General features: G+C 70.7%; 19 protein-coding genes and 1 pseudogene. 19 read left to right on the forward strand and 1 reads right to left on the reverse strand.

Annotation, left to right across the window (positions count from 1 at the left end; all coding sequences use genetic code 11):
- Position 1 precedes the first annotated feature (1 nt).
- Genes EOT10_RS39920 through EOT10_RS39970 form a run of 11 tightly spaced genes read left to right on the forward strand, consistent with a single transcriptional unit; the run spans position 2 to position 11,645 of the window.
- Positions 2-1,246: a glycosyltransferase gene (locus tag EOT10_RS39920; RefSeq protein ID WP_127833275.1), complete on the forward strand. Its 1,245-nt coding sequence runs from the start codon at positions 2-4 to the stop codon at positions 1,244-1,246.
- Positions 1,243-2,505: a class I SAM-dependent methyltransferase gene (locus tag EOT10_RS39925; RefSeq protein WP_127833276.1), complete on the forward strand. Its 1,263-nt coding sequence runs from the start codon at positions 1,243-1,245 to the stop codon at positions 2,503-2,505. Before EOT10_RS39920 ends, EOT10_RS39925 begins: the two co-directional genes overlap by 4 nt.
- On the forward strand, positions 2,502-3,296 hold the full coding sequence (locus tag EOT10_RS39930) for a glycosyltransferase family protein (protein WP_127833277.1): 795 nt from the start codon (positions 2,502-2,504) through the stop codon (positions 3,294-3,296). The genes EOT10_RS39925 and EOT10_RS39930 overlap by 4 nt, the downstream gene beginning before the upstream one ends.
- A complete protein-coding gene (locus tag EOT10_RS39935; protein WP_127833278.1) occupies positions 3,293-3,955 on the forward strand; it encodes a PIG-L deacetylase family protein in 663 nt (220 codons plus the stop codon). Before EOT10_RS39930 ends, EOT10_RS39935 begins: the two co-directional genes overlap by 4 nt.
- Before the next feature lie 3 nt (positions 3,956-3,958).
- Entirely contained in the window at positions 3,959-4,984 is a 1,026-nt protein-coding gene (locus EOT10_RS39940; RefSeq protein ID WP_127833279.1) for an NAD-dependent epimerase/dehydratase family protein, read from the forward strand.
- Positions 4,981-6,255: a DUF4910 domain-containing protein gene (locus EOT10_RS39945; protein WP_431313373.1), complete on the forward strand. Its 1,275-nt coding sequence runs from the start codon at positions 4,981-4,983 to the stop codon at positions 6,253-6,255. Before EOT10_RS39940 ends, EOT10_RS39945 begins: the two co-directional genes overlap by 4 nt.
- A gap of 4 nt (positions 6,256-6,259) precedes the next feature.
- Positions 6,260-7,570, forward strand: a complete 1,311-nt coding sequence (locus EOT10_RS39950; protein ID WP_127833281.1) for an MATE family efflux transporter — start codon at positions 6,260-6,262, stop codon at positions 7,568-7,570.
- On the forward strand, positions 7,567-8,514 hold the full coding sequence (locus tag EOT10_RS39955) for a glycosyltransferase family 2 protein (RefSeq protein ID WP_127833282.1): 948 nt from the start codon (positions 7,567-7,569) through the stop codon (positions 8,512-8,514). Before EOT10_RS39950 ends, EOT10_RS39955 begins: the two co-directional genes overlap by 4 nt.
- Positions 8,511-9,734, forward strand: a complete 1,224-nt coding sequence (locus EOT10_RS39960) for a polysaccharide pyruvyl transferase family protein (protein ID WP_223281509.1) — start codon at positions 8,511-8,513, stop codon at positions 9,732-9,734. Before EOT10_RS39955 ends, EOT10_RS39960 begins: the two co-directional genes overlap by 4 nt.
- Complete coding sequence (locus EOT10_RS39965) at positions 9,731-10,282, forward strand: dTDP-4-dehydrorhamnose 3,5-epimerase family protein (protein ID WP_127833283.1); 552 nt, start codon at positions 9,731-9,733, stop codon at positions 10,280-10,282. The genes EOT10_RS39960 and EOT10_RS39965 overlap by 4 nt, the downstream gene beginning before the upstream one ends.
- A gap of 7 nt (positions 10,283-10,289) precedes the next feature.
- Positions 10,290-11,645 carry a glutamate-1-semialdehyde 2,1-aminomutase gene (locus EOT10_RS39970; RefSeq protein ID WP_189492720.1) on the forward strand — a complete coding sequence of 452 codons (1,356 nt, stop codon included), beginning with the start codon at positions 10,290-10,292 and terminating at the stop codon, positions 11,643-11,645.
- A 22-nt stretch (positions 11,646-11,667) separates the two neighbouring features.
- Here the strand turns inward: EOT10_RS39970 and EOT10_RS39975 are convergent, their stop codons facing one another.
- Positions 11,668-12,330, reverse strand: coding sequence for a phosphatase PAP2 family protein (locus tag EOT10_RS39975; protein WP_127833287.1), 663 nt, complete (start codon positions 12,328-12,330; stop codon positions 11,668-11,670).
- A gap of 418 nt (positions 12,331-12,748) precedes the next feature.
- Between EOT10_RS39975 and EOT10_RS39980 the strand changes: the two genes are divergently transcribed.
- From EOT10_RS39980 to EOT10_RS40015, 8 genes and pseudogenes are all read left to right on the forward strand, one after another.
- On the forward strand, positions 12,749-13,417 hold the full coding sequence (locus tag EOT10_RS39980) for a hypothetical protein (protein ID WP_223281510.1): 669 nt from the start codon (positions 12,749-12,751) through the stop codon (positions 13,415-13,417).
- A gap of 117 nt (positions 13,418-13,534) precedes the next feature.
- A complete protein-coding gene (locus EOT10_RS39985; RefSeq protein ID WP_127833284.1) occupies positions 13,535-14,344 on the forward strand; it encodes a DUF6042 family protein in 810 nt (269 codons plus the stop codon).
- Positions 14,337-14,899 (forward strand): annotated as a pseudogene (locus tag EOT10_RS39990) (P-loop NTPase family protein). Before EOT10_RS39985 ends, EOT10_RS39990 begins: the two are co-directional and overlap by 8 nt.
- A gap of 626 nt (positions 14,900-15,525) precedes the next feature.
- Positions 15,526-17,469 carry an ArnT family glycosyltransferase gene (locus EOT10_RS39995; RefSeq protein ID WP_223281511.1) on the forward strand — a complete coding sequence of 648 codons (1,944 nt, stop codon included), beginning with the start codon at positions 15,526-15,528 and terminating at the stop codon, positions 17,467-17,469.
- Between the two features lie 674 nt (positions 17,470-18,143).
- Positions 18,144-18,704, forward strand: coding sequence for an RNA polymerase sigma factor (locus EOT10_RS40000; protein WP_223281512.1), 561 nt, complete (start codon positions 18,144-18,146; stop codon positions 18,702-18,704).
- Complete coding sequence (locus EOT10_RS42490) at positions 18,701-19,114, forward strand: zf-HC2 domain-containing protein (RefSeq protein ID WP_223281513.1); 414 nt, start codon at positions 18,701-18,703, stop codon at positions 19,112-19,114. The genes EOT10_RS40000 and EOT10_RS42490 overlap by 4 nt, the downstream gene beginning before the upstream one ends.
- Before the next feature lie 470 nt (positions 19,115-19,584).
- On the forward strand, positions 19,585-20,307 hold the full coding sequence (locus EOT10_RS40010) for a phosphatase PAP2 family protein (RefSeq protein ID WP_348539253.1): 723 nt from the start codon (positions 19,585-19,587) through the stop codon (positions 20,305-20,307).
- Positions 20,289-20,969, forward strand: coding sequence for a response regulator (locus EOT10_RS40015; RefSeq protein ID WP_127832937.1), 681 nt, complete (start codon positions 20,289-20,291; stop codon positions 20,967-20,969). Before EOT10_RS40010 ends, EOT10_RS40015 begins: the two co-directional genes overlap by 19 nt.
- The last annotated feature ends 457 nt before the right edge of the window (positions 20,970-21,426 follow it).

Here is a 21,426-nt window from a genome sequence, read left to right on the forward strand (position 1 = left end):
CATGCACGTCCTCGTGGTGCACAACCGCTACGCCTCGGCTCAGCCGAGCGGGGAGAACAAGGTCGTCGACCAGGAGGTGGAGCTGCTGCGCGCCGCGGGCCACCGCGTCGAGGTGTTCGAGCGGCGCAGCGACGACATCGCCACCCGGTCCCTCCTCGCCAAGGCCGCGGTGCCGCTTCTCGTGCCCTGGAACCCGGCGGTCCGCTCGGAGCTCGCCGCCCGCCTGCGCACCTCACGCCCTGACGTCGTCCACATCCACAACGTCTTCCCGCTCCTGTCGCCCGCGGTCCTCGCCGCCTGCGCCGACGCCGGGGTACCCGCGGTCGCCACGCTGCACAACTACGGCCAGGTGTGCCCGCCCGGCACGCTGCAGCGAGGCGGCCGGCCGTGCACGGAGTGCGTCGGACCGGCGGCGCCGCTGCCCGCCGTCCGGCACGGCTGCTACCGGAACTCCCGGCTCGCGACGGTGCCGCTCGCGGTCAGCCTGTCGGTCAACCGGCGGCGGTGGTGGTCCGGCGTGGACCGGTTCTTCTGCATCTCCGCGGCGCAGCGCGACCTTCTGGTGCGGGCCGGCATGCCGGCCGAGCGGCTTGCGGTGAAGCACAACTTCGTGCCGGAGCCGGGCGCCCGCCGCGAGGGCCACGGCGAGCATCTGCTCTATCTCGGACGGCTCGCGGAGGCCAAGGGCGTGCGGCTGCTGATGGCCGCGTGGGACGAGATAGCCGCGGGCGGCGGTGTGGGCGTGCCGCTCGTCATCGCCGGTGCGGGGCCGCTGGAGCGCGAGGTGACGGCCTGGGCGGCGGGCCGGGACGACGTGCGCTACGTCGGCCTGTACGACGCGGCTCAGTGCCGGCAGGCCATAGCGCGGTCGGTCGCCGTGGTGGCTCCTTCGACGTGGCTGGAGGCGTTCGGCCTGGTGGTCGTGGAGGCGATGGCGGCCGGGGTGCCGACCGTCGCCGCCGGCCACGGCGCCTTCGTCGAACTCGTCGAGGACGGCGTGACCGGGCTGCTGCACAAGCCCGGCGAGAGCGCCTCGCTCGCGTCCTGCATACGCCGGATCGCGGCCGGGCCGGCGCTGGGCCAGGAGATGGGCCGGGCGGCCAGGCGCCGATACGAGCGGGGCTTCAGCCCGGCCGTCGGCCTTGAGCGCCTGGTGGAGGAGTACCGCACCGCGATCGCGGGGCGGTCAGCACTGGCTCGCGGCGGGGACACCCCCGTGAGCAGGGGGGATGGGGACAGAAAATGACACGATGCCGACTCTGCGGCTCGGAAGCGATGGCGAGCGTCGTCGACCTCGGGGCGACGCCGCCATGCGAGAGCTTTCTCGCCGCGGACCAACTCGACCGACCGGAACCGGCGTACCCGCTGCACCTGCGGGTCTGCACCGAGTGCTGGCTCGCGCAGATTCCTCCGCTGATCACGCCGGAGGAGACGTTCAGCGAGTACGCGTACTTCTCCTCGTTCTCGACCTCCTGGGTGGAGCACGCGCGCACGTTCGTCGCCGACGCCGTAGAGAGGGTGGGCCTCGGCACCGATGGCTCCGATGACTCCGACGGCTCCGAGGCCTTCGTGGTCGAAGTGGCGAGCAACGACGGGTACTTGCTGAAGCACGTGGTGGACCGGGGGATCCGCTGCCTGGGCATCGAGCCGTCGGTGAACGTCGGCGCCGCCGCACGGGATGCGGGTGTGCCCACGCTCACGGAGTTCCTGAGCCCGGACACCGGCTCGGCCGTCCGCGCCGAGCACGGCCCGGCCGACCTGGTCGTGGCCAACAACGTGTACGCGCACATCCCCGACGTGGTCGGCTTCACCCAGGGGCTGCGCGCCCTGGTCGCCGACGACGGCTGGGTCTCCATCGAGGTACAGCACCTGCTGACCCTGATCGAGGAGAACCAGTACGACACGATCTACCACGAGCACTTCCAGTACTACACGGTCGCGTCCGCGATCCGGGCGCTCGCGAGCGGCGGACTGGCGCTCGTGGACGTCGAGTTGCTGCCCACGCACGGCGGCTCGATCCGGCTGTGGGCCCGGCCGGCCGAGGCGGCCGGCGAGCCGAGCCGCCGGGTGGCCGAGGTCCTCGACCGGGAGAAGGCCGCCGGGCTGCAGGAGTTGTCCGGGTACGCCGAGTTCTCCGCACGGGTGGCCAAGGTGCGCCGGGACCTCCTCAAGTTCCTCATCGAGGCGGCCGAGCGCGGCGAGACGGTCGTCGGCTACGGCGCCCCCGGCAAGGGCAACACCCTGCTCAACCACTGCGGCATCCGGCCCGACCTGCTCGCGTACACCGTCGACCGCAACCCCTACAAGCACGGCAGGTTCACCCCGGGCGCCCGCATCCCGATCCTGCCGCCCGAGCAGATCGCCGCGGACCGGCCGGACTACGTCCTCGTCCTCCCGTGGAACCTGCGGGCCGAACTCGTCGAGCAGCTGTCCTTCGTGCATGAGTGGGGCGGCCGGCTCGTCTTTCCCATCCCGGAACTGAGCATTATCGAGGTGAAGGCATGAAGGTCGTCCTGTTCTGCGGCGGTTACGGGATGCGGATGCGCAGCGGAGCCGCCGACGACGTACCCAAGCCGATGGCGATGGTCGGGCCGCGGCCGCTGATCTGGCACGTCATGCGCTACTACGCGCACTTCGGGCACACGGAGTTCATTCTGTGCCTCGGGTACGGGGCTCACCACATCAAGGAGTTCTTCCTCAACTACGCGGAGACGACGTCCAACGACTTCGTGCTGCGGGGCGGGCGGACCGAGCTCCTCTCCACCGACATCGCCGACTGGACGATCACGTTCGCGCAGACCGGCGTCGAGTCGCCGATCGGGGAGCGGCTGCGCCGCGTGCGCCACCACCTGGACGGTGACGAGATGTTCCTCGCCAACTACGCCGACGTGCTCACCGACGCCCCGCTGCCGCAGATGATCGACTCCTTCGCCCGGCGCGACGCCGGGGCGTCGATGATGGTGGTGCCGCCGCAGTCGTCGTTCCACTGCGTGGACCTGGGCGAGGACGGCCTGGTGGGGGGCATCACCGCGGTGAGCGAACTGCCGCTGTGGGAGAACGGCGGCTACTTCGTGCTCCGCCAGGAGATCTTCGACCACATACCGGAGAACGGGGACCTGGTCGCCGACGGATGCGCCCGACTCGCCAAGCAGGGACGGCTGTTGGCGCACCAGCACCGCGGCTTCTGGAAACCGACCGACACCGTGAAGGAGCGGGCCGCCCTCGACGCCGCCTACGCGCGGGGCGAGCACCCGTGGGCCGTGTGGGAGCGGGACAGTGCCGGGGTGGGCGCGTGATCCGGCTCGGGGCCGGGCCGCTGAACCGGATCGCTGCGGTGGGTGCGCACTGCGACGACATCGCCATCGGCGCCGGCGGCACTCTCCTCACGCTGTGCCTCGCACGGCCGGGGCTCCGCGTCGACGCGCTGGTGCTCTCGGGCGCAGGCACCGAGCGGGAGCAGGAGGAGCGGGCCGCGCTCGCCGCCTTCTGCCCGGGAGCCGACCTGCGCCTCACCGTGCTCAAACTGCCCGACGGCCGGATGCCGGTGCACTGGGACGAGGCCAAGGCCGCGGTCGAGGAACTGCGCAGGGAGACCGACCCGGAGCTGATCCTCGCCCCGCGCACCGACGACGCGCACCAGGATCACCGCGGCCTGGCCCAGCTGATACCCACCGCGTTCCGCGACCACCTCGTCCTCGGCTACGAGATCGCCAAGTGGGACGGCGACCTCGGCCGTATGACGGCGTACCAGCCGCTCTCGCCGGAGATCGCCGAACAGAAGGTGCGGCTGCTGCAGGAGCATTACCCCTCGCAGCGCCACCGGCCCTGGTACGACCGGGAGGCTTTCCTCGGGCTCGCGCGGATCCGCGGCATCGAATGCCACGCCCGCTACGCCGAGGCGTTCGCCGTCACCAAAGTCACACTCAATCTGGGCACTCTCGACCTGGGGGACTGAACCATGCGCGTACTGCTGACCGGACACCAGGGCTACCTGGGCACCGTGATGGCCCCGGTCCTCGCGGCCGCCGGGCACGAGGTCGTCGGCCTCGACGCCGGCCTGTTCGCCGACTGCGTCCTCGGACCGGCGCCCGCCGACCCGCCGGGGGAGCGGGTGGACCTGCGCGACATCACGGCCGCACACGTGGCCGGGGTGGACGCCGTGATCCACCTGGCCGCGCTGTCCAACGACCCGCTGGGATCGCTGGCGCCGGACCTGACCTACGACATCAACCACCACGCGTCCGTACGGCTCGCCCGGCTGGCCCGTGACGCCGGCGTGCGGCGCTTCCTGTACGCGTCGACCTGCTCGGTGTACGGCGCCGCCGGGGGAGACGACCTGGTGGCCGAGGACGCCCCACTGCGCCCGGTGACGCCGTACGCGGAGTCCAAGGTGCGGGTCGAGGACGACCTGCACGCCCTGGCCGACGACGACTTCACCCCGGTGTACATGCGCAACGCCACCGCGTTCGGCCACTCGCCCCGGCTGCGCGCCGACATCGTGCTGAACAACCTGGTGGGCCACGCCCTGTTGTCCGGCGAGGTGCTTGTGCTCTCCGACGGCACCCCCTGGCGCCCCCTGGTGCACGCCGCCGACATCGCACGGGCCTTCACGGCCGCGTTGACCGCACCCCGGGAGGCGGTGCACGACCGGGCGTTCAACATCGGCAGCGAGATCAACAACGTCACGGTCGCCGAGATCGCCGCGCAGGTCGCCGAGGCGGTGCCCGGTTCCAAGGTGAACATCACCGGGGAGAACGGCGCCGATCCCCGCTCGTACCGGGTCGACTTCTCCCGGTTCCGCACCGCGATCCCCGGCTTCGACTGCGAGTGGACGGTGAAGGACGGCGCGCTCGAACTCGCCGGCGCCTACCGGAAACACAAGCTGACGCGGGAGGACTTCGAAGCCCGCTTCACCCGCCTCGCCGTGCTGCGCGCGGCATCCGACGCCGGCGCCGTCGACGACACCCTGCGGTGGCGCCGATGACCACGGCGGGCGAAGAGATGCACGCACTGGTGGAGCGGCTGTACCCGCTGTGCCGGAGCATCACGGGGGATGGTGTGCGCGCCACCCTGGACATCGTCGGAGAGTACGTCCCGCTCCAGGTGCACGAGGTGCCGACCGGCACACAGGTGCTCGACTGGACGGTGCCGCAGGAGTGGAACATCCGGGACGCGTACATCGCCGACAGCGCGGGCAAGCGGGTCGTCGACTTCGCCGCGTCCAGCCTTCACGTGCTCGGCTACAGCGTGCCCGTGTCGGCGACCATGCCGCTGGCCGAGCTGCGCGCACACCTGCACACGCTGCCGGACCACCCGAACTGGGTGCCGTACCGCACCAGTTACTACAAGCCGCAATGGGGATTCTGCCTGGCCCAGGAGACCCTGGACGCGATGCCGGACGGCGAGTACGAGGTCCGCATCGACTCCACACTCACGGACGGCCACCTCACCTACGCCGAGCACGTGATCCCCGGCCAGGTCCCCGACGAGGTGATCGTCTCCTGCCACGTCTGCCACCCGTCGCTGGCCAACGACAACCTAGCCGGCATCGCGGTGGCGACGTTCCTGGCCCGGGCGCTGGCGGAGCAAACCCCTTACTACACCTACCGGTTCATCTACGCGCCCGGCACCATCGGGGCGATCACCTGGCTGGCCCGCAACGCCGGGCGGATCGACCGGGTCAAGCACGGCCTTGTGCTGGCCTGCGCCGGCGACCCGGGCCGGCTCACCTACAAACAGAGCAGACGCGGCGACGCGGAGATCGACCGGGTGCTGCGACACGTGCTGACCGCCTCCGAACGCCCGCACCACGTCACCGAGTTCACCCCGTACGGCTACGACGAGCGGCAGTACTGCTCGCCCGGGTTCGATCTCGGCGTGGGCTCGCTCAGCCGGACCCCGTACGCCGGATATCCCGAGTACCACACCTCGGCCGACAACCCGGACTTCGTCTCCCCGGAAGCGATGGCGGACACACTCGCCGTCTGCCGCGAGGCGTTCGCCGTCCTGGACCGCAACCGGCGGTACGTCAACCTCAGCCCCTACGGCGAACCACAGCTGGGCCGACGCGGGTTGTACGACGCGCTCGGCGGCCGCAGCGACACCCAGCAGGCCCAAATGGCCATGCTCTGGGTGCTCAGTCTCGCCGACGGCGAGCACAGTCTGCTGGACGTCGCCGAGCGGTCCGGGCTGCCGTTCGACACCGTCGCCTCCGCGGCCGACGCCCTGGGCGCCGCCGAACTGATCAAGGCATGAGCCGATGACCACCGAGGGGGAGAAGACGACGACGCCGGCGGACCGGCCCGACCACGCCCGGCGGAGCGCCAAACGGGCCCTCGTCGGCCGGCTGTCCTGGGGACTGGCCGACCAGGCGGCCTCCAGCCTGAGCAACTTCGTGGTGGGGATCTACGTGGCCCGCTCGCTGGGACTGACCGCGTTCGGCGTGTTCAGCCTGGCCTGGGTGACCTACGGCGTGGTGCTCAACGTCTCCCGGGGCCTTGCCACCGACCCGCTCGTGGTGCGCTTCAGCGGCGTGCCGGACGCGTCCTGGCGCGGGGCCGTGGCCCGGTCGTCGGGGACCGCGCTCGGCGTCGGCGTGGCCATCGGCGCGGCGTGCCTGGTCGCCGGCCTCGCCCTCGGAGGCCGCCTGGGGCCCGCGTTCGCCTGCCTCGGCGTCATGCTGCCGGGACTGCTGCTGCAGGACGCCTGGCGGTTCGCGTTCTTCGCCGCCGGCACCGGGCAGAAAGCGTTCGTCAACGACCTCGTGTGGGGCGTCGCGCTCGTCCCGGCCATGGTCGCGGCGGCCCACGTGGACACCGTGGCCGCTTTCGTGCTCGCCTGGGGCGCGTCCGCCGCGGTGGCCGCCGCGTACGGCTGCTTCCAGTCCGGCATCCGGCCGCGGCTGACCGGGGCGCGGGGATGGCTGCGCGAGCAGCGCGATCTCGGCTACCGGTACCTGGTCGAGAACGTCAGCCTCAGCGGCGCGAGCCAGCTGCGGGCGTACGGGCTCGGCGCGATCGTCGGCGTCGGCGCGGTGGGTGCGGTACGGGGCGCCGAGCTCCTGCTCGGCCCGTTCCTCGCCGTGCTGATGGGGCTGTCGCTGGTCACCGTCCCGGAGGCGGCACGAGTGCTGCGCCAGGCCCCGCACCGCCTCGGCACGTTCTGCCTCGTCCTGGGCGGCGGGCAGGCCGGCGCCGCGCTGCTCTGGGGCGCGGCGCTGAAGCTGATGCCGGAGCGGCTAGGCGAGTTGGTGCTCGGCGGGGTCTGGGACTCCGCCACGCAGCTCATCGTCCCGGTCACCCTCAGCGTCACGGGCGCCGGCCTCGGCACCGGGGCGGCGGCCGGACTGCGCGCGCTCGGCGCGGCCCGGCGCAGCCTGCGCTGCCAGCTGTTCGCCTCCGCCTGTTACGTCGGCGGCGGGCTCGGCGGCGCGGCCCTCGCCGGCACGGTCGGCTCGGCGTGGGGCGTCGCCACCGCGACCGTCGGCAGCTCCGCCGTGTGGTGGCTGCAGCTGCGGTCCGCCCTGCGCGAGCACCACCAGAACACCATCCCCGAAGTGAGGACCTCATGACCGCCCAACCCAGGCTGAGCATCGGCCTGCCCGTGTACAACGGCGAGGAGTACCTGGCGGAATCGCTCGACGCCCTGCTCGGCCAGACCTACGAGGACTTCGAGCTGGTCGTCTCCGACAACGCCTCGACCGACGGGACCGAGGACATCTGCCGCAAGTACGCCGCGCAGGACCCGCGCATCCGCTACCTCCGGCTGCCCCGGAACGTCGGCGCCACGCCGAACCACAACTACGTGTTCACCCAGTGCCGCGGCGAGCTGTTCAAGTGGGCCTCGCACGACGACCTCTACGCCCGCGATCTGCTGCGGCGCTGCGTCCAGGCGCTCGACGAGCGGCCGGACGTGATCCTCGCGCACGCCGACCAGGCGGTCATCGACGGCGACGGCCAGGTGAAGGTCCCCTACGCGTACACGCTCGCCACCGACTCACCGCACCCGCCGGAACGCTTCCGCAGCATGCTGTTCGAACCCGGCGGTGACGACTTCTACGGAGTGATCCGGGCCGACGCGCTGCGCCGGGTGAAGCCGCTGGACAGCTACCACCACGCGGACCGCACGTTCGTCGCCGAGATCGCCCTACACGGGCGCTTCCACCAGGTCCCCGAGCTGCTGTACTTCCGCCGCGACCACCCCACCCGCGCCGAGCGGGCGAACCCGGGCAAGCGCGCCCGCTGTGTCAACCTGGACCCGCGCCGGGCCGGCCCGCTGCACCCGACGCCCCGGCTGCTCGCCGAGTACGTCTGGGGTTTCGCCTCGGCGATCCGGCGGGCCCCGCTGTCCGCGGCCGACCGGCGCGCGTGCCACCGCCACCTGGCCGCGTGGATGACAAGCCGGGTCCGGCCGGGCGCCGGCGAGCGGGTCGAGGACCGCGCCCCGGTCGACCCGGCCGAGCTCACCGTCTCCGTCGACGCCCTCGTCGCCGGCCGTGAGGGCGGGCAGGCGTGACCACTGTACGCATCGGGGTGTTCGGCCTGCTCGGCTCGGGCAACCTCGGCAACGACGGGTCGCTCGAGGCCCTGCTCGGGTACCTCCGCACCGATCACCCGGAGGCCGTCGTGGACGCGTTGTGCGGCGGGCCCGAGTCCGTCACGGCCCGGTTCGGGATCCCCGCGACGCGGCTGCACTGGTACCGCGGGGAGTACCGCACCGCGTCGCGGACGGGCGCGATCGCAGCGAAGGGGCTGGGCAAACTCGTCGATGTCTTCCGCACCGCCGCCTGGGTGCGCCGGCACGACGTGGTGATCGTGCCGGGCATGGGCGTCCTGGAGGCCACGCTGCCCCTGCGGCCGTGGGGCTTCCCGTACTCCCTGTTCCTGCTCTGCGCGTCCGGCCGGCTGCTACGCACCCGGGTCGCGCTGGTCGGCGTCGGTGCCTCCGCGATCGGCAGCCGGCCGACCCGAGCCCTGGTGCGCTGGTCGGCGCGGTGGGCCGCGTACCGGTCGTACCGGGACGCCCGGTCCCGCGACGCGATGCGGGAGATGGGCGTGGACACCGCGCGCGACGAGGTCTACCCGGACCTCGCGTTCTCCCTGCCGACGCCGGACACGGGCGCCCCCTCCGGCTCGCCGGGCACGGTCTGCGTCGGCGTCATGGACTTCCACGGCAGCAACGACGACCGCGCCCGGGCCGAGGAGATCCACCGGCTCTACCTCGACGGGACGATCCGGTTCGTGCGCACGCTGGTCGACGAGGACAGGCCGGTCCGGCTGCTCACCGGCGACACCTGCGACGCGTCGGTGGTCGCCACGATCCTGGACGCGGTGCGCTCACCGCTGCTCACCGCTGCCGAACTGTCCTCACTGGCCGACCTGATGAAGGAGACGGCGCGTGCCGACGCCGTGGTGGCCGTCCGCTACCACAACCTGATCTGCGCACTGAAGGCAGGCACGCCGACGCTCGCACTCTGCTACGCGGCGAAGAGCGACGCGCTCATGGACCGGATGGGCCTCGCCGCGTACTGTCACCCGGCTTCCGAGGTCGACGCCGACCGGCTGATCGAGCAGTTCCGCGCGTTGGAGAAGCACTCGGCGCAGCTGCGGCGGACCCTCGCCGAGCGAAACCTCGCCGCCGCCCGGCAACTCGAGGACCAATTCGCCGAGTTGACTGCGGCCCTGTTCCCGACGACCGACCACAAGCGAGCCCACGCCCGGCAGGAGACCCCATGAAGGCCATCGAAGTACCCGAGATCGCGGGCGCGTTCCTCTTCGAGCCGACCCCGTACGCGGACGAGCGTGGCTTCTTCTGCCGCACCTTCGACGCCGACGTGATCCGCTCGGTGGGCCTCGACCCGCACGCCTTCGTCCAGGACAGCGTGTCCCGCTCGGTCCGGGGCGTGCTGCGCGGCCTGCACCTGCGCTCCGGCGCCGGCGAGGCCAAGCTGGTGCGGTGCTCGTACGGGAGGATCTTCGACGTCGTCGTGGACCTGCGGGCGGACTCGCCGACCTACCTGGGCCGCGCCTTCTTCGAGCTGTCCGGCGAGACCCAGACGACCCTGTACATCCCGGCCGGGTGCGCACACGGCTTCCAGGCGCTGACCGAATCCGCTGACACCTCGTACCGGATCGACCGCCCGCACGATCCGGCCGAGGACGTGACGATCGCCTTCGACGACCCGGAGCTCGCCATTCCCTGGCCGCTGCCGGCCCGGTCCATGTCCCGGCGGGACCGGGAGGCGCCGAACCTAGCCAAGGTTCTTCAGCGGAAAGAGAGTTGAGGTCGGCGTGGACTCCGAAGACATCGGCGTGGACTCCGAAGACAGCGGAGAGTTCATCCTGCCCCGGTCGCGCCTGGCGAACGAGCGGCTGCACGCCGTGATCCCCGGGGGCGCACACACGTACGCCAAGGGCGACGACCAGTACCCCGAGCACCTGGCCCCGGTCATCAGCCACGGCCACGGAGCCCACGTGTGGGACATCGACGGCAACCGCTACATCGAGTACGGGTCCGGCCTGCGCTCGGTCAGCCTCGGGCACGCGCACCCGCGCGTGCTCGAAGCGGTGCGCCGGGAACTGGACCGCGGCAGCAACTTCGTCCGGCCGTCCATCGTGGAGGTCGAGGCCGCGGAACGTTTCCTGGCCACGGTGCCGACCGCCGAGATGGTGAAGTTCGCGAAGAACGGCTCCGACGTCACCACCGCCGCGGTGCGCCTCGCCCGCGCCGTCACCGGGCGCCCGCGGGTGGCGATCTGCGGCGACCATCCGTTCTTCTCCGTCGACGACTGGTTCATCGGCACCACGCCGATGTCCACCGGCATTCCGCAGGCGACCACCGAACTCACCGTGGCGTTCCCCTACGGGGACCTGGCCGCCACGGAGGAGCTGCTGACCCGGTACCAGGACGAGGTCGCGTGCCTGATCCTCGAACCCGCCACCCACACCGAGCCGCCGCCCGGGTACCTCAAAGGCCTCCGCGAACTGGCCGACCGGCACGGCTGCGTACTGATCTTCGATGAGATGATCACGGGCCTCCGCTGGTCCGAATCGGGCGCTCAGGGCCTGTACGGCGTCGTCCCCGACCTGTCCACGTTCGGCAAGGCGCTGGGCAACGGGTTCGCCGTATCCGCCCTTGCCGGGCGCCGCGAGCTGATGGAGCGGGGCGGGCTGCGTCACCCCGGCGACAGGGTGTTCCTGCTGTCCACCACACACGGTGCGGAGACGCACTCCCTGGCCGCCGCGATGGCCGTGCAGACCACCTACGTCGAGGAGGGCGTCACCGCGCGGCTGCACGCCCTCGGCGAGCGCCTCGCCGCCGGTGTCCGCGACGCCGCGGCGAGCATGGGTGTCGGGGACCACCTCGTCGTCCGGGGCCGGGCCAGCAACCTGGTCTTCGCCACCCTCGACGAGAACCGACAGCCGTCTCAGGAGTACCGCACCCTGTTCCTGCGCCGGCTCCTCGCCGGTGGAGTGCTCGCCCCGTCGTTCGTGGTGAGCAGCGCGCTCAGCGACACCGACATCGATCACACCGTCGACGTGGTGGCCCAGGCATGCGCGGTGTACCGGAAGGCACTGGACTCCGCCGACCCCACCACCTGGCTGGCCGGGCGGCCGGTGAAGCCCGTATTCCGCCGCGTGACCTGACCTGACCTGACCTGACGTGACGTCAGCGATGCTCCCGCCGACCGGCGTCGACCATCCGGTCGACCAGCCACGCGGTCGGCGGGATCACCGCCAGCGCGGTGCACCAGCCCCCGAGGGCATCGGTCGGATAGTGCGCGCCCAGGGCGACCTCCGCCCAGCCCATGGCGGCTCCGGCAACCAGTGCCGCCGCGAGTACGAGCAACGTGCCGGCCGTCCTGCCGAGGCCGAACCGCCCAGTCACGAACAGCGCCATCACGAGGGCGAGCGCCGTGGCGAAGGCGGTGTGCCCGCTCGGATAGGACAGGTTGCCGTCGCCGTGGATGGTGCGCCCCACCAGGGATTTGAGCAGCGTCGCGGTCCCTACGGCCACGCCGAGCCCGGCAACGACGAACGCCGCGGCGCGAGGACGCCGAAGCAGCAGACAGCCCGTCATGATGGCCCCGACCAGCATCGTCGCTCCGGCAGGTTCCCCCAAGAAGTCCATGGCCAGAGCGACGCGCCGCCACGGCGGCCGCACACTGTCCGCCGTCGGCGGGATGATCCACCGGTCCACCGTGCCGGGCCTGCCGTGGCCGGCGTACAAGACCCCGAGCGCGACCACGATCAGCGCGGCGAGCGCCGCGATCAGCACCAGCCGCGGGCGCAGCGAGGGCGGCAGCACCGCGGGCGCCGACCGGCCGCTCACATGCTCCAAGGCGATCCCCCGTCGCATCCGATTCACCCCCACCACCGACTACCACCGCCCGAGTCCCCACTTGTCACCCTAACCAACAATCCGGCCGCGGCACACGCCGTCGGACGGGCACCGAGTGCCGGCCGAACTCTGTCCGGCGCGCAGACGTTGAGCGGCTGAACCGGACTGGTGGCACGATATTTGTACAAGCTGTATCGACCGTCGATGCATGTTTTCTGGGGCAGCCATGAACGTCCGGCTCCACTTCCGAATCTTCGCTGCAACGGCTGCGACCGGCCTCGCACTCACCGCCTGCGGGAGTTCCAGCGGACTCTCTCACTCGTCGGGATCGCCGTCCGCCGCTCCGGGTACGTCCTCGCCGCCGCGGTCGACCACCGTCTCCGTCACGTCGAGCCCCTCGGTGTTCCTCGTGTCGGGCACGCAGGCGCCGACCACGGCGGCGCCCCGCGACAGCGCACCGCCGCTCGGCTCTCGCCGCCTCCAGCCGATGTGGCCCTTCAGCACACTCGCCCAAGCCCGGGCGTGGGAGCGCGAGTTCCACTCCGGCGGCCACCAGCCCTGGCATCTCGATCCCGATCAGACCGCCCTTTCCTTCACCCAGGGCTACCTGGGCTTCCAGGGCATCGGCCGCGTCTCCTCGCACACCGTCAGCGGCCGGGACGCCCGCATCGGCGTCGGACTCAGCAGCCCACACGGCGTCAAGGGCACCGCGGCGGTCATCCACCTCGTGCGGTTCGGCACCGACCGCGACGCTCCGTGGGAGGTCGTGGGCACCAACGACACGACGTTCTCCCTGACCAGGCCCCGATACGGCTCGATCGCGCACTCCCCGCTGCTGACCGGCGGGCGGATTACCGGCGTCGACGAGAACATCCGCGTACAGGTGCGCCAGCCGTCCTCCGCGGCGCCGCTGGGCACCGCCTGCTGTGTCGCGGCAGGTGGTGACCACCAGCCCTGGAAAGAGCGGGTGTCCTTCGCCCGCGCCCGCGACCGGGTGCTCACGGTCGTCGCGTCCACCGGCGGGCACATCGCCGAGGTCGAACGATTCACCGTCACGGCGGTGCGCACCGTTCGATGAAGATGACCGGAGAGACCGGGCCGAGAGCACGGTTCGGCCATCCGGATCCTCGTACCACGGTGCGTAACACTGCGTACGCTGCGAGTGTTCGGCCGTCTTCGAGGAAGAGTTGACCAGATGACTGACAACCCGTCCGTGCCCGCGCCGCGCAGGGACATGGCGATGCACAACGACTGGTGGACTTCGGGCTGGGACCACGTCCTGCCCCGCCAGGGCTTCCCGCTGACCATGCTGATCGGAACCGCCAGCCAGCCCGACTTCACCGGCTCTCTGGACGACCTCCTGCAAGAGGTCTTCGAAGGCCACTGGGACATGATCGGCGGCGATCTCGACGGCGCGCTCTCGTTCTCGTGGCCCGACGAGGAATGGGACTACACCGAGGCGCCGGAGGGACGCGAAGCGTCCGAGGCGAACCGCTGGGAGGCGTTCGGGGCCATGCTCACGGCTGCCGGCTTCCCGGTGCCCACGACCGTGCGGGACCTGTCCGAGCTCTACCTGACGTGGGGCCTGGCGCACCGTGAGGAGACGTCGGAGGGCACCCGATGGTCCATGCCCGCCGCGCTGCCGCTGCCCGGTGAACTGCTGCCTCTGGACGCCGACCTGACCAAACGGCTCGACCGGATCCGGTGGTCGACGCGCACCGGCGCACTCGTCAACGAACTCACCAAGCATCTGGTCGATGATCTGGGTGAACCACAAGAGGTGCTCACCTCCCTGGACCGCCTGGCGACTGCCACCGGCCAGGACGCCGACGACGTCCGCATCGCCGTCGCGGAACTCGTCGAGGCCGGTGACGCCCAGGTACAGCGAGGACAGCAGCAGGCCGACGCGGAACGGCTGGAGACGCATCAGCGCTTCCGCCTGGTCATGAACTGGGACCACTTCCACGAGACCCGGGTGAGTGTGGTGCGGACGACGCGTGACTGAGACCGTGCCGGGCGCGGTGGGAAGCGCAGACACGCGGCTGGTGGTGATCCGCGGCAACAGTGCCTCGGGAAGTCGTCCGTCGCCGCCGGGTTGCGCGAGAGGTTCGGCCGCAACCTCGCGATCGTCGGCCAGGACAATCTGCGCCGGATCGTGTTGCGCGAACATGACCGGCCCGGCGGCGCGAACATCGGCCTGATCGACCTGACGGCCCGCTACGCCTTGGACAACGGCTTCCACGTCGTCGTGGAGGGCATCCTGTACGCCGATCGCTACGGAACGATGCTGCAGGACCTGGTGCGCGCCCACCGGGGCGTCACCCGCTGCTACTACCTCCACGTGCCCTACACGCAGACGGTGCTTCGGCACGCGACGAAACCCGACGCCGAGTACCTGGCGCATGTCACCGAGGACCACCTGCGCGACTGGTACCGGGAGAAGGACCTGTTGCCCGACGCCATGGAGACCGTCATCGACGCGGCCAGCAGCCTGGACGAGACGGTTCGTCAGATCCTGCGCGAGACCGGCCTGGACCGCGTGCTCCCGATCGACCGCTGACATCGCGAGCTGAGGCACCCGGCTACTGCCCTTCACCTGCGGGCCGGGCCGCCGAGATCATCAAGGCAGCCGCCCGGAAAGGTCGCCGGGGGGGCGCTCTTTGACCTCGTGCGCGACGGCGTGAACATTCCGGCGGCCATCACTCACGACAGGGCCGCGATCCCCACCGGGTCACGCCGCCGCGCAGTGCATTCCGTGTATGAGTCTCAGATGCCTTCATAGAAGCTTTTCGGCGCCAAGCATTACGAGCCCATGTGGCGACGCGGTGCCGGGCCCTGCCTTCAGCAGCATGCAGGAGCAGCGCGTCGCCCTCGTTGCGGAGCTGTCCGAGGCGGGTGCATGCCGATCCGTGCCGTCACGTGCCTGCCCGGAGCCGGCTGTGGCTGGGTGTGGCTTTCTGGTGAATGGGGTGGGAGCGGTTGGCGACGCTGAGTCGAACAGTCCGTTCTGCGGGATCTTTTGAGGCGTTGTGGCCATCTTGCGGGTTGAAGCAAGCTGGAAAGGATTTGTCGCACATGGCCCGTACTGATGTGTCCGCGATGCCCGCTCCGCCCCAGGAGCGTGCCCGTTGGCGAATGGTGGTGCCCGGTTCAGGGCCTTGGCAATCCCCGGGCGGTGGGCGGCCGGTGTACGCGCGGCCCGTACTGGCGGCCATCCTCGCTCTGGCGGCCGTGCTGTTCGCGTGGGACCTGCGCGGCGCTCCGTTCCACTCGTTCTACTCCGAGACCGTGCGGAGCATGAGCTTGAGCTGGAAGGGGTTTGTGTTCGGTTCGTTCGATCCCGGTGGCTCGATCTCTGTCGACAAACTGCCGGGTTTCATGTGGCCGCAGGCGTTGTCCGTGCGGATCTTCGGATTCCGTCCGTGGGCGATCACGCTGCCGCAGGTGATCGAGGGCGTGCTGAGTGTGGCGGTGCTGTATCGCGCGGTGCGGCGGTGGGCGGGGGTGAACGCGGGGCTGCTCGCTGCGGGCGCCTTCACTCTCACGCCGGTGATCGCCGGGCTGTTCCGCACCGAGGTGGAGGATCCGGTGTTCACGCTCTGTCTGCTGCTGGCCGGTGACGCCGCGCTGCGGGCGGCGCGCGAGGCCCGGTTGCGGTCGCTCGTGCTGGCCGGCGTATGGGTGGGCCTGGGGTTCCAGGCGAAGATGCTGGAGGCGTGGGCGGTGCTCCCGGCACTCGCTGTGCTCTATCTGGTGGCGGCTCCGACGGTGTTGCGGCGCCGGCTTGGGCATCTGGCGGTGGCGGGCGTGATGTGTGTGGCGGTGTCGCTGTCCTGGGTGCTGCTGGTGACGGTGACACCGGCCAAGGACCGTCCGTACGTGGACGGCACGACCGACAACTCGGCGATCAGCCAGGTGGTGGGCTACAACTTCCTCAACCGTTTCTCCTCGCTCGGCGTCAGTGCCGAGCAGACCGGCAGTGTCCCCACGTCGGTCATGGCCGGGGCCAAGCCGTCGCCATCCGACGGCAAGGGCCAGACCGCCCGGGAGTGGGCGAAGATGTTCGGCAAATCGCTGTCCTCACAGGTCGGCTGGCTGTATCCGGCGGTCGCCCTGTCGGCGGTGTGCGGTGTGCTCTGGCGGCGTCGCAGGCCGCGCACGGATCTGCTGCGGGCGGGCTTCCTCATGTGGGGCGTGTGGCTGGCGACGTTCTTCATGGTGTTCAGCGCCGGAGCGGTCGGTGCGCACATCTACTACATGGGCATCGTGGCCGTACCGATCGCCGCCCTGTTCGGCGCCGGAACGGTGCAGTTCTGGCGTGCCTGGCGCACCGGGGATGCGCGACGGGCGTGGGCACTGCCGACGGCGGTCGCGTCCACGGCGGTCTGGTCCGCCCTCTGCGCGCAGCGCTACCCGTCGTTCGTACCGTTCCTGGCACCGGTGGCTCTCGCTCTCGGGGCGGCGGCGCTGACACTGCTGGGCCTGTCCCGCAAGGGTGCCGACCGGGCACAGCGACGGGTGGCGGTGCTGGGGCTCGGGGCGGGGCTGGCGGCGATGCTGCTGCCGCCCGCCGTATGGGCGTCGTCGGTCTTGAACCCGGCGTACGCGCATTCGGGCATGGGCGCGGCCGGACCGGTCCGCCCGCACCACACGCAGCCCGCGCAGCACCACGTGGCCGAGGCCATGAGCGCCCCTGACGGGCACCGGAGCGGCCGGCACACCGGTGCGTGGCCCGGCCCCGGCCACCCGGCGAACGCGCGGCTGACCGTCGCGGGCGCCGGCGAACCCAAGGCGCTCGACACGCTGGAGCGGAGCCTGCTCGCGTATACCGGAGCCCACCGCAACGGGGCCAGGTTCCTGTTCGCGACCACGAGCTGGCGCACGGCCTCGCCGTTCATCCTGTACGCGGGCGCCGAGGTGCTCCCGATGGGCGGCTTCACCGGCATGGCGCCGAGCCCCACCCCCGCCGGGCTACGCCACCTGGTGACGACCGGTCAACTGCGCTACGTCCTGCTCGGCGGCCCCGACACCCCGGCGGCCCACGCCGACGTGGCGTGGGTACGGGACCACTGCGCACGGGTGCCCGGCCGGCCCGAGCAGCTCTACCTGTGCACTGCGGCGACGGCCTGACCCGCCGAGGAGGTGTGTATCGGCCCCTGACCGAACAAGCGCCGCAAGGGAGATGTTCGACGGACGGGCGCCGGGTTTTGCGCCGGGGCTGTTGTCAGTGCTGCCGCTTGCGGATCTCTTTCGCTCTCACCAAGGACGATCTCGGGCACGAGGAGCGCCACATCGCTGCCGTGAGTGATGAACACAGAGCCTGTCAGGAAACGGATTCTGCGGGCCGCGTGGGAACGCGGCTTGTGCGGCGACAGTGAGGTACGCACCGAGACCGGCGAGGTGGTCGACGGAGAACACCGCTTTGAGGGCGCCTGCGTGGTGCTGCGGCGGAGGCCGTGCACGAGCCGTCATGGATCCGCTCTCCTGGGGGCAGCGTCGCTGAGGCGGGCGACGAAGCGCGGTGTCTGCCGCTCGGCCGGCGACACCGGGGCCCGCCGTGCATCGAGGCCTTGATCAGCCCCAGGATCAGCAGTTCCCCACTGCACGTTCAGTAGCGGCTCACGTCCGGTGACCCGCGCACGGCGGGCCGCAGTGAGCTGCCCGTCCGCGCACAGTCGCCGGGGTCTGGGGCACAATCTCTCCTCATGCACCAGAAACCTATAACAGAGAGTGATATGGGGTGTTTCGCCGCTCCAGTCGCCAATTGGTGGAATGCCCCAGTAGCAGGGCGGGTTTCCCTGGGCGTGGAAGAGACAGCGCCGCAGCCACCGGAGGTGCGGGACAAGGCGTTCGCGGAGTTCGTGCTGCCTGAGGTGGAGGTGCTGCTGCGGGTGGCGATGACGCTGACCGCGCAGCCCGCCGACGCCGAGGATCTGGTGCAGGACACGCTCCTGCGTGCCTACAAGGCGATCGACCGGTTTGACGGGGAGCATCCGCGCGCCTGGCTGCTGACCATCATGCGCCGGGCGGAGATCAACCGGCACCGGCGTCGCAGGCCCCATCTGCTGGACGACCCGGACGCCGATCTGGACCGGCTCTCCTGGGACAGCGCGGTGGCCTCTCCGGAGGAGGTGGTGGTCGGCGAGGACTTCGACGAGGTGGTCGGCGCCGCGCTGGCCGACCTGCCCGAGAAGCACCGGCAGGTCGTGCGGCTGGTGGATATCGGCGGGCTGAGCTACGCGGAGGCTGCCGAGGTGCTCGGCGTGCCGGAGGGGACTGTGATGAGTCGGCTGCACCGTGCGCGTAAGCGCATAAGGACCCAGTTAGTGGCGGCCGGGCTGGCGCCGAAGAGGAGGATGCTGTGATCGGGTACCAGGGCGGGGCTTCTCGCCGGCGCACCAGTTGCAGGGAGGTGGCCCGCCATCTCCAGTCCTGTCTGGACGGCGAGGCCGACGAACTCACCGCCCGCCGGATCGCCGTGCACGTGGAGGAGTGCCGCCGCTGTGGCCTGGAAGCGGCCGTCTGCCAGGAGATCAAGAACGCGCTGGCTCGTCAGGAGATCCCGAACGAGATCGCCCTGGCCCGGCTGCGTACCTTCGGCACGACCCTGCTCACCGACGGCCTACTGGAGGTACAGGACGAGGCCGCCGGATGGAGTGGACCCTTGACGCCGCAGCCGTCCGGCCACCGGCCCGGCGACATCGAGGCGGCCCCGCCCGGGCCGCGGAAGCGCAGTCGCCGCGCCGGGCCGTGGACGACAACGCCGTCCCAGTGATCGCTTTCTGTTTGCTGTTCGCGGTGTCACGCCCGGCGCCACGCCTGGTGTCGTGCCCGGTGCTGGGGTGAGAGCGTGCGCGCCCGGGGCTGTCTGAGGGTGTCGGTGCCCTGGCTGGTGTGGGTGTGTTGTTGGTGGCTGGGGGTTGGGGGTGTGTCGTGGGTGTGACGGGTTTTGGGCCGGGGTGGGCAGGGCTGTCCACGGGGTGGTGGGCAGGGCTGACTAAAAGGCTGGTGACGGCTGCGCGGGGTGGTTGTGTGTCTGGCGGGTTGCGGTGGTTGCCGGGCGGCAGTCGGGTGGTTGTGGTGGCCTTGGTGGTGGGGGTGTATGTGGCGGTGTTTGTGGGGGTGTTGACGGGGTCGTGGTTGGTGGGGTTGGACTGGCGGGTGGCGATGTGGCGGCCGTGGCGGGAGTGCCCGCAGCTGATGGGGGTGTTGGGTCTTGTTGTGGTTGCGGGGCAGCGGGGGCCGATGACGGTGGCGGCGTTGGCGTGGTTGGGGTGGCGTTCCTGGCGGGGCCGGGAGCTGCGTCCGTTGCTGGTTTTTCTGATGGCGTTGGTGTTGCTGAACGTGAGTGTGGGTGCGGTCAAGCTGGGGACGGGGCGTGTGGGGCCGGGGCGTGCGGATGTCATCGGGTCGGGTGAGCTTTTCCGGGGTGGGGATGTTTTCCCGTCTGGGCATACGGCGAACAGTGTCGTGATCTGGGGGACGTTCGCCTATCTTGCGTCGCGTCATCGCCGGGTGGCGGTGGTGGTGGCGGTGGTGGTGGCCGGGGTGGTGGGTCTGACTACGGTCTATTTGGGGACTCATTGGTTTAGTGATGCGTTGGGTGGGTGGGCGGCGGGTGGGCTTGTGTTGTTGGTTCTACCGTGGTGTGAGCCGCTTGTGGGGCGTGTGAGTGTGTGGTGTGGGCGGTTCGGTGGGCGTCTGGTGGCTGGTTGTGGGGGGTGGCCGTTTCCGGTGGTGGCTATCTTGGTGCCGGCATGCCGTCGCGGCTGCATGCGGTGGTGTGGTGTGGGTGGGGTTGTGGGTGTGGTGGGGGTGGGTTTTCGTTGTTGGGTGTGGAATGTGCGGGGGCCGCCGGGGGGTTTCTGGTATGTCGTGTATGTGTTGCGTTGCGTTGTGGGGTGGGGGTGGGTGTGGTGGGGTCGGTGCCTCGTTGACGGAGTTGGGCTGTGGCTGTTCATGTGTTGATTGCGGAGGGTCACGCGGTGGTGCGGCAGGGTCTGCGGGATTTTCTTGGTGTTGATGAGGACATTGTGGTGGCGGGTGTGACGACGAATGGGCGGGAGGCTGTGCGGCTGGCTCGGGAGTTGAGTCCGGATGTGGTGTTGTTGGATCTGATGATGCCGGTGATGGATGGTATTGAGGCGACGGAGCAGCTTCGGCGGGAGTTGCCTGAGGTGCGGGTGGTGGCGTTGACGAGTGAGCTTGATGGTTCGGGGGTGATGGCGGCGGTGAGGGCGGGTGCGACGGGTTTTTTGTTGGAGAGTACGGAGGCTGATGAGTTGCGGCATGCGGTGAAGGCGGCGGCGGCTGGGCGGACGTATGTGTCCAGTGCTGTGGTGGCGCGTCTGGTGGATCAGGCGACGGCGGCGATGCGGCCGGAGCGGTTGACGGGGCGTGAGTCGGAGGTGTTGTTGATGCTGGCGCGTGGGAAGGCGAACAAGGAGATTGCGCGTGAGTTGCGGATCGGGCAGCAGACGGTGAAGACGTATGTGAGTCATATTTTTGACAAGTTCGGGGTGCATAGCCGGACGCAGGCGGTTGCGCATGCTTTGCGGCTTGGGTTGGTTCCTGCCGGTGAGCTGGCGCGTGGTGGTGCTGCGGCGGACGAGTACCGGTGGTCGGCCTGAGAGACCTTCCTTCTGTCGCGCCTGTCGCGCCTGTCGCGCCTGTCGCGCCTGTCGCGCCTGTCGCGCCTGTCGCGCCTGTCGCGCCTGTCGCGCCTGTCGCGCCTGTCGGGTCTGTCGGGTGGGTGTCTGGGTGTTGGGTGCCGGGTCCGCTTGCTGCGGGGTAGCGGGCGGGGGGGTGGTGGTGGCGGTCTTTGTACTCGGCAGGGGGGGCTGGATTCCACCGCGTGAGGCGGACCGTGGCGGGCGGACCGTGGCGGGCGGACCGCGGACCGCGGCGGGTGGTGGGCAGGCTGGCGGCGGGTGGCCGTTGGCGGGCGGGGGTTTTGGTCTTGGGTGAAGCCCGCCTGCTGTCCTGTGAACAGTTCGATGCCGTTCGGATGCTGACGAACACGCCCAACACGGATTCGCTGCTGTCCTGCTTGGTGGTCGGCCAGCCGGGTCTGCGGCGCATCATGAA

Origin of the sequence: Streptomyces antnestii (assembly GCF_004005495.1) — a bacterium.
GTDB lineage: Bacteria > Actinomycetota > Actinomycetes > Streptomycetales > Streptomycetaceae > Streptomyces > Streptomyces antnestii.

Excerpts from the sequence above, each read along its gene's own strand:
- EOT10_RS39955 (WP_127833282.1), top strand. The coding sequence starts at position 7,567 with ATGACCGCCCAACCCAGGCTGAGCATCGGCCTGCCCGTGTACAACGGC.
- EOT10_RS40010 (WP_348539253.1), top strand. The coding sequence starts at position 19,585 with ATGACGGTGGCGGCGTTGGCGTGGTTGGGGTGGCGTTCCTGGCGGGGC.
- EOT10_RS39950 (WP_127833281.1), top strand. The coding sequence starts at position 6,260 with ATGACCACCGAGGGGGAGAAGACGACGACGCCGGCGGACCGGCCCGAC.
- EOT10_RS39985 (WP_127833284.1), top strand. The coding sequence starts at position 13,535 with ATGACTGACAACCCGTCCGTGCCCGCGCCGCGCAGGGACATGGCGATG.
- EOT10_RS39920 (WP_127833275.1), top strand. The coding sequence starts at position 2 with ATGCACGTCCTCGTGGTGCACAACCGCTACGCCTCGGCTCAGCCGAGC.
- EOT10_RS39940 (WP_127833279.1), top strand. The coding sequence starts at position 3,959 with ATGCGCGTACTGCTGACCGGACACCAGGGCTACCTGGGCACCGTGATG.
- EOT10_RS39945 (WP_431313373.1), top strand. The coding sequence starts at position 4,981 with ATGACCACGGCGGGCGAAGAGATGCACGCACTGGTGGAGCGGCTGTAC.
- EOT10_RS39925 (WP_127833276.1), top strand. The coding sequence starts at position 1,243 with ATGACACGATGCCGACTCTGCGGCTCGGAAGCGATGGCGAGCGTCGTC.
- EOT10_RS39965 (WP_127833283.1), top strand. The coding sequence starts at position 9,731 with ATGAAGGCCATCGAAGTACCCGAGATCGCGGGCGCGTTCCTCTTCGAG.
- EOT10_RS39930 (WP_127833277.1), top strand. The coding sequence starts at position 2,502 with ATGAAGGTCGTCCTGTTCTGCGGCGGTTACGGGATGCGGATGCGCAGC.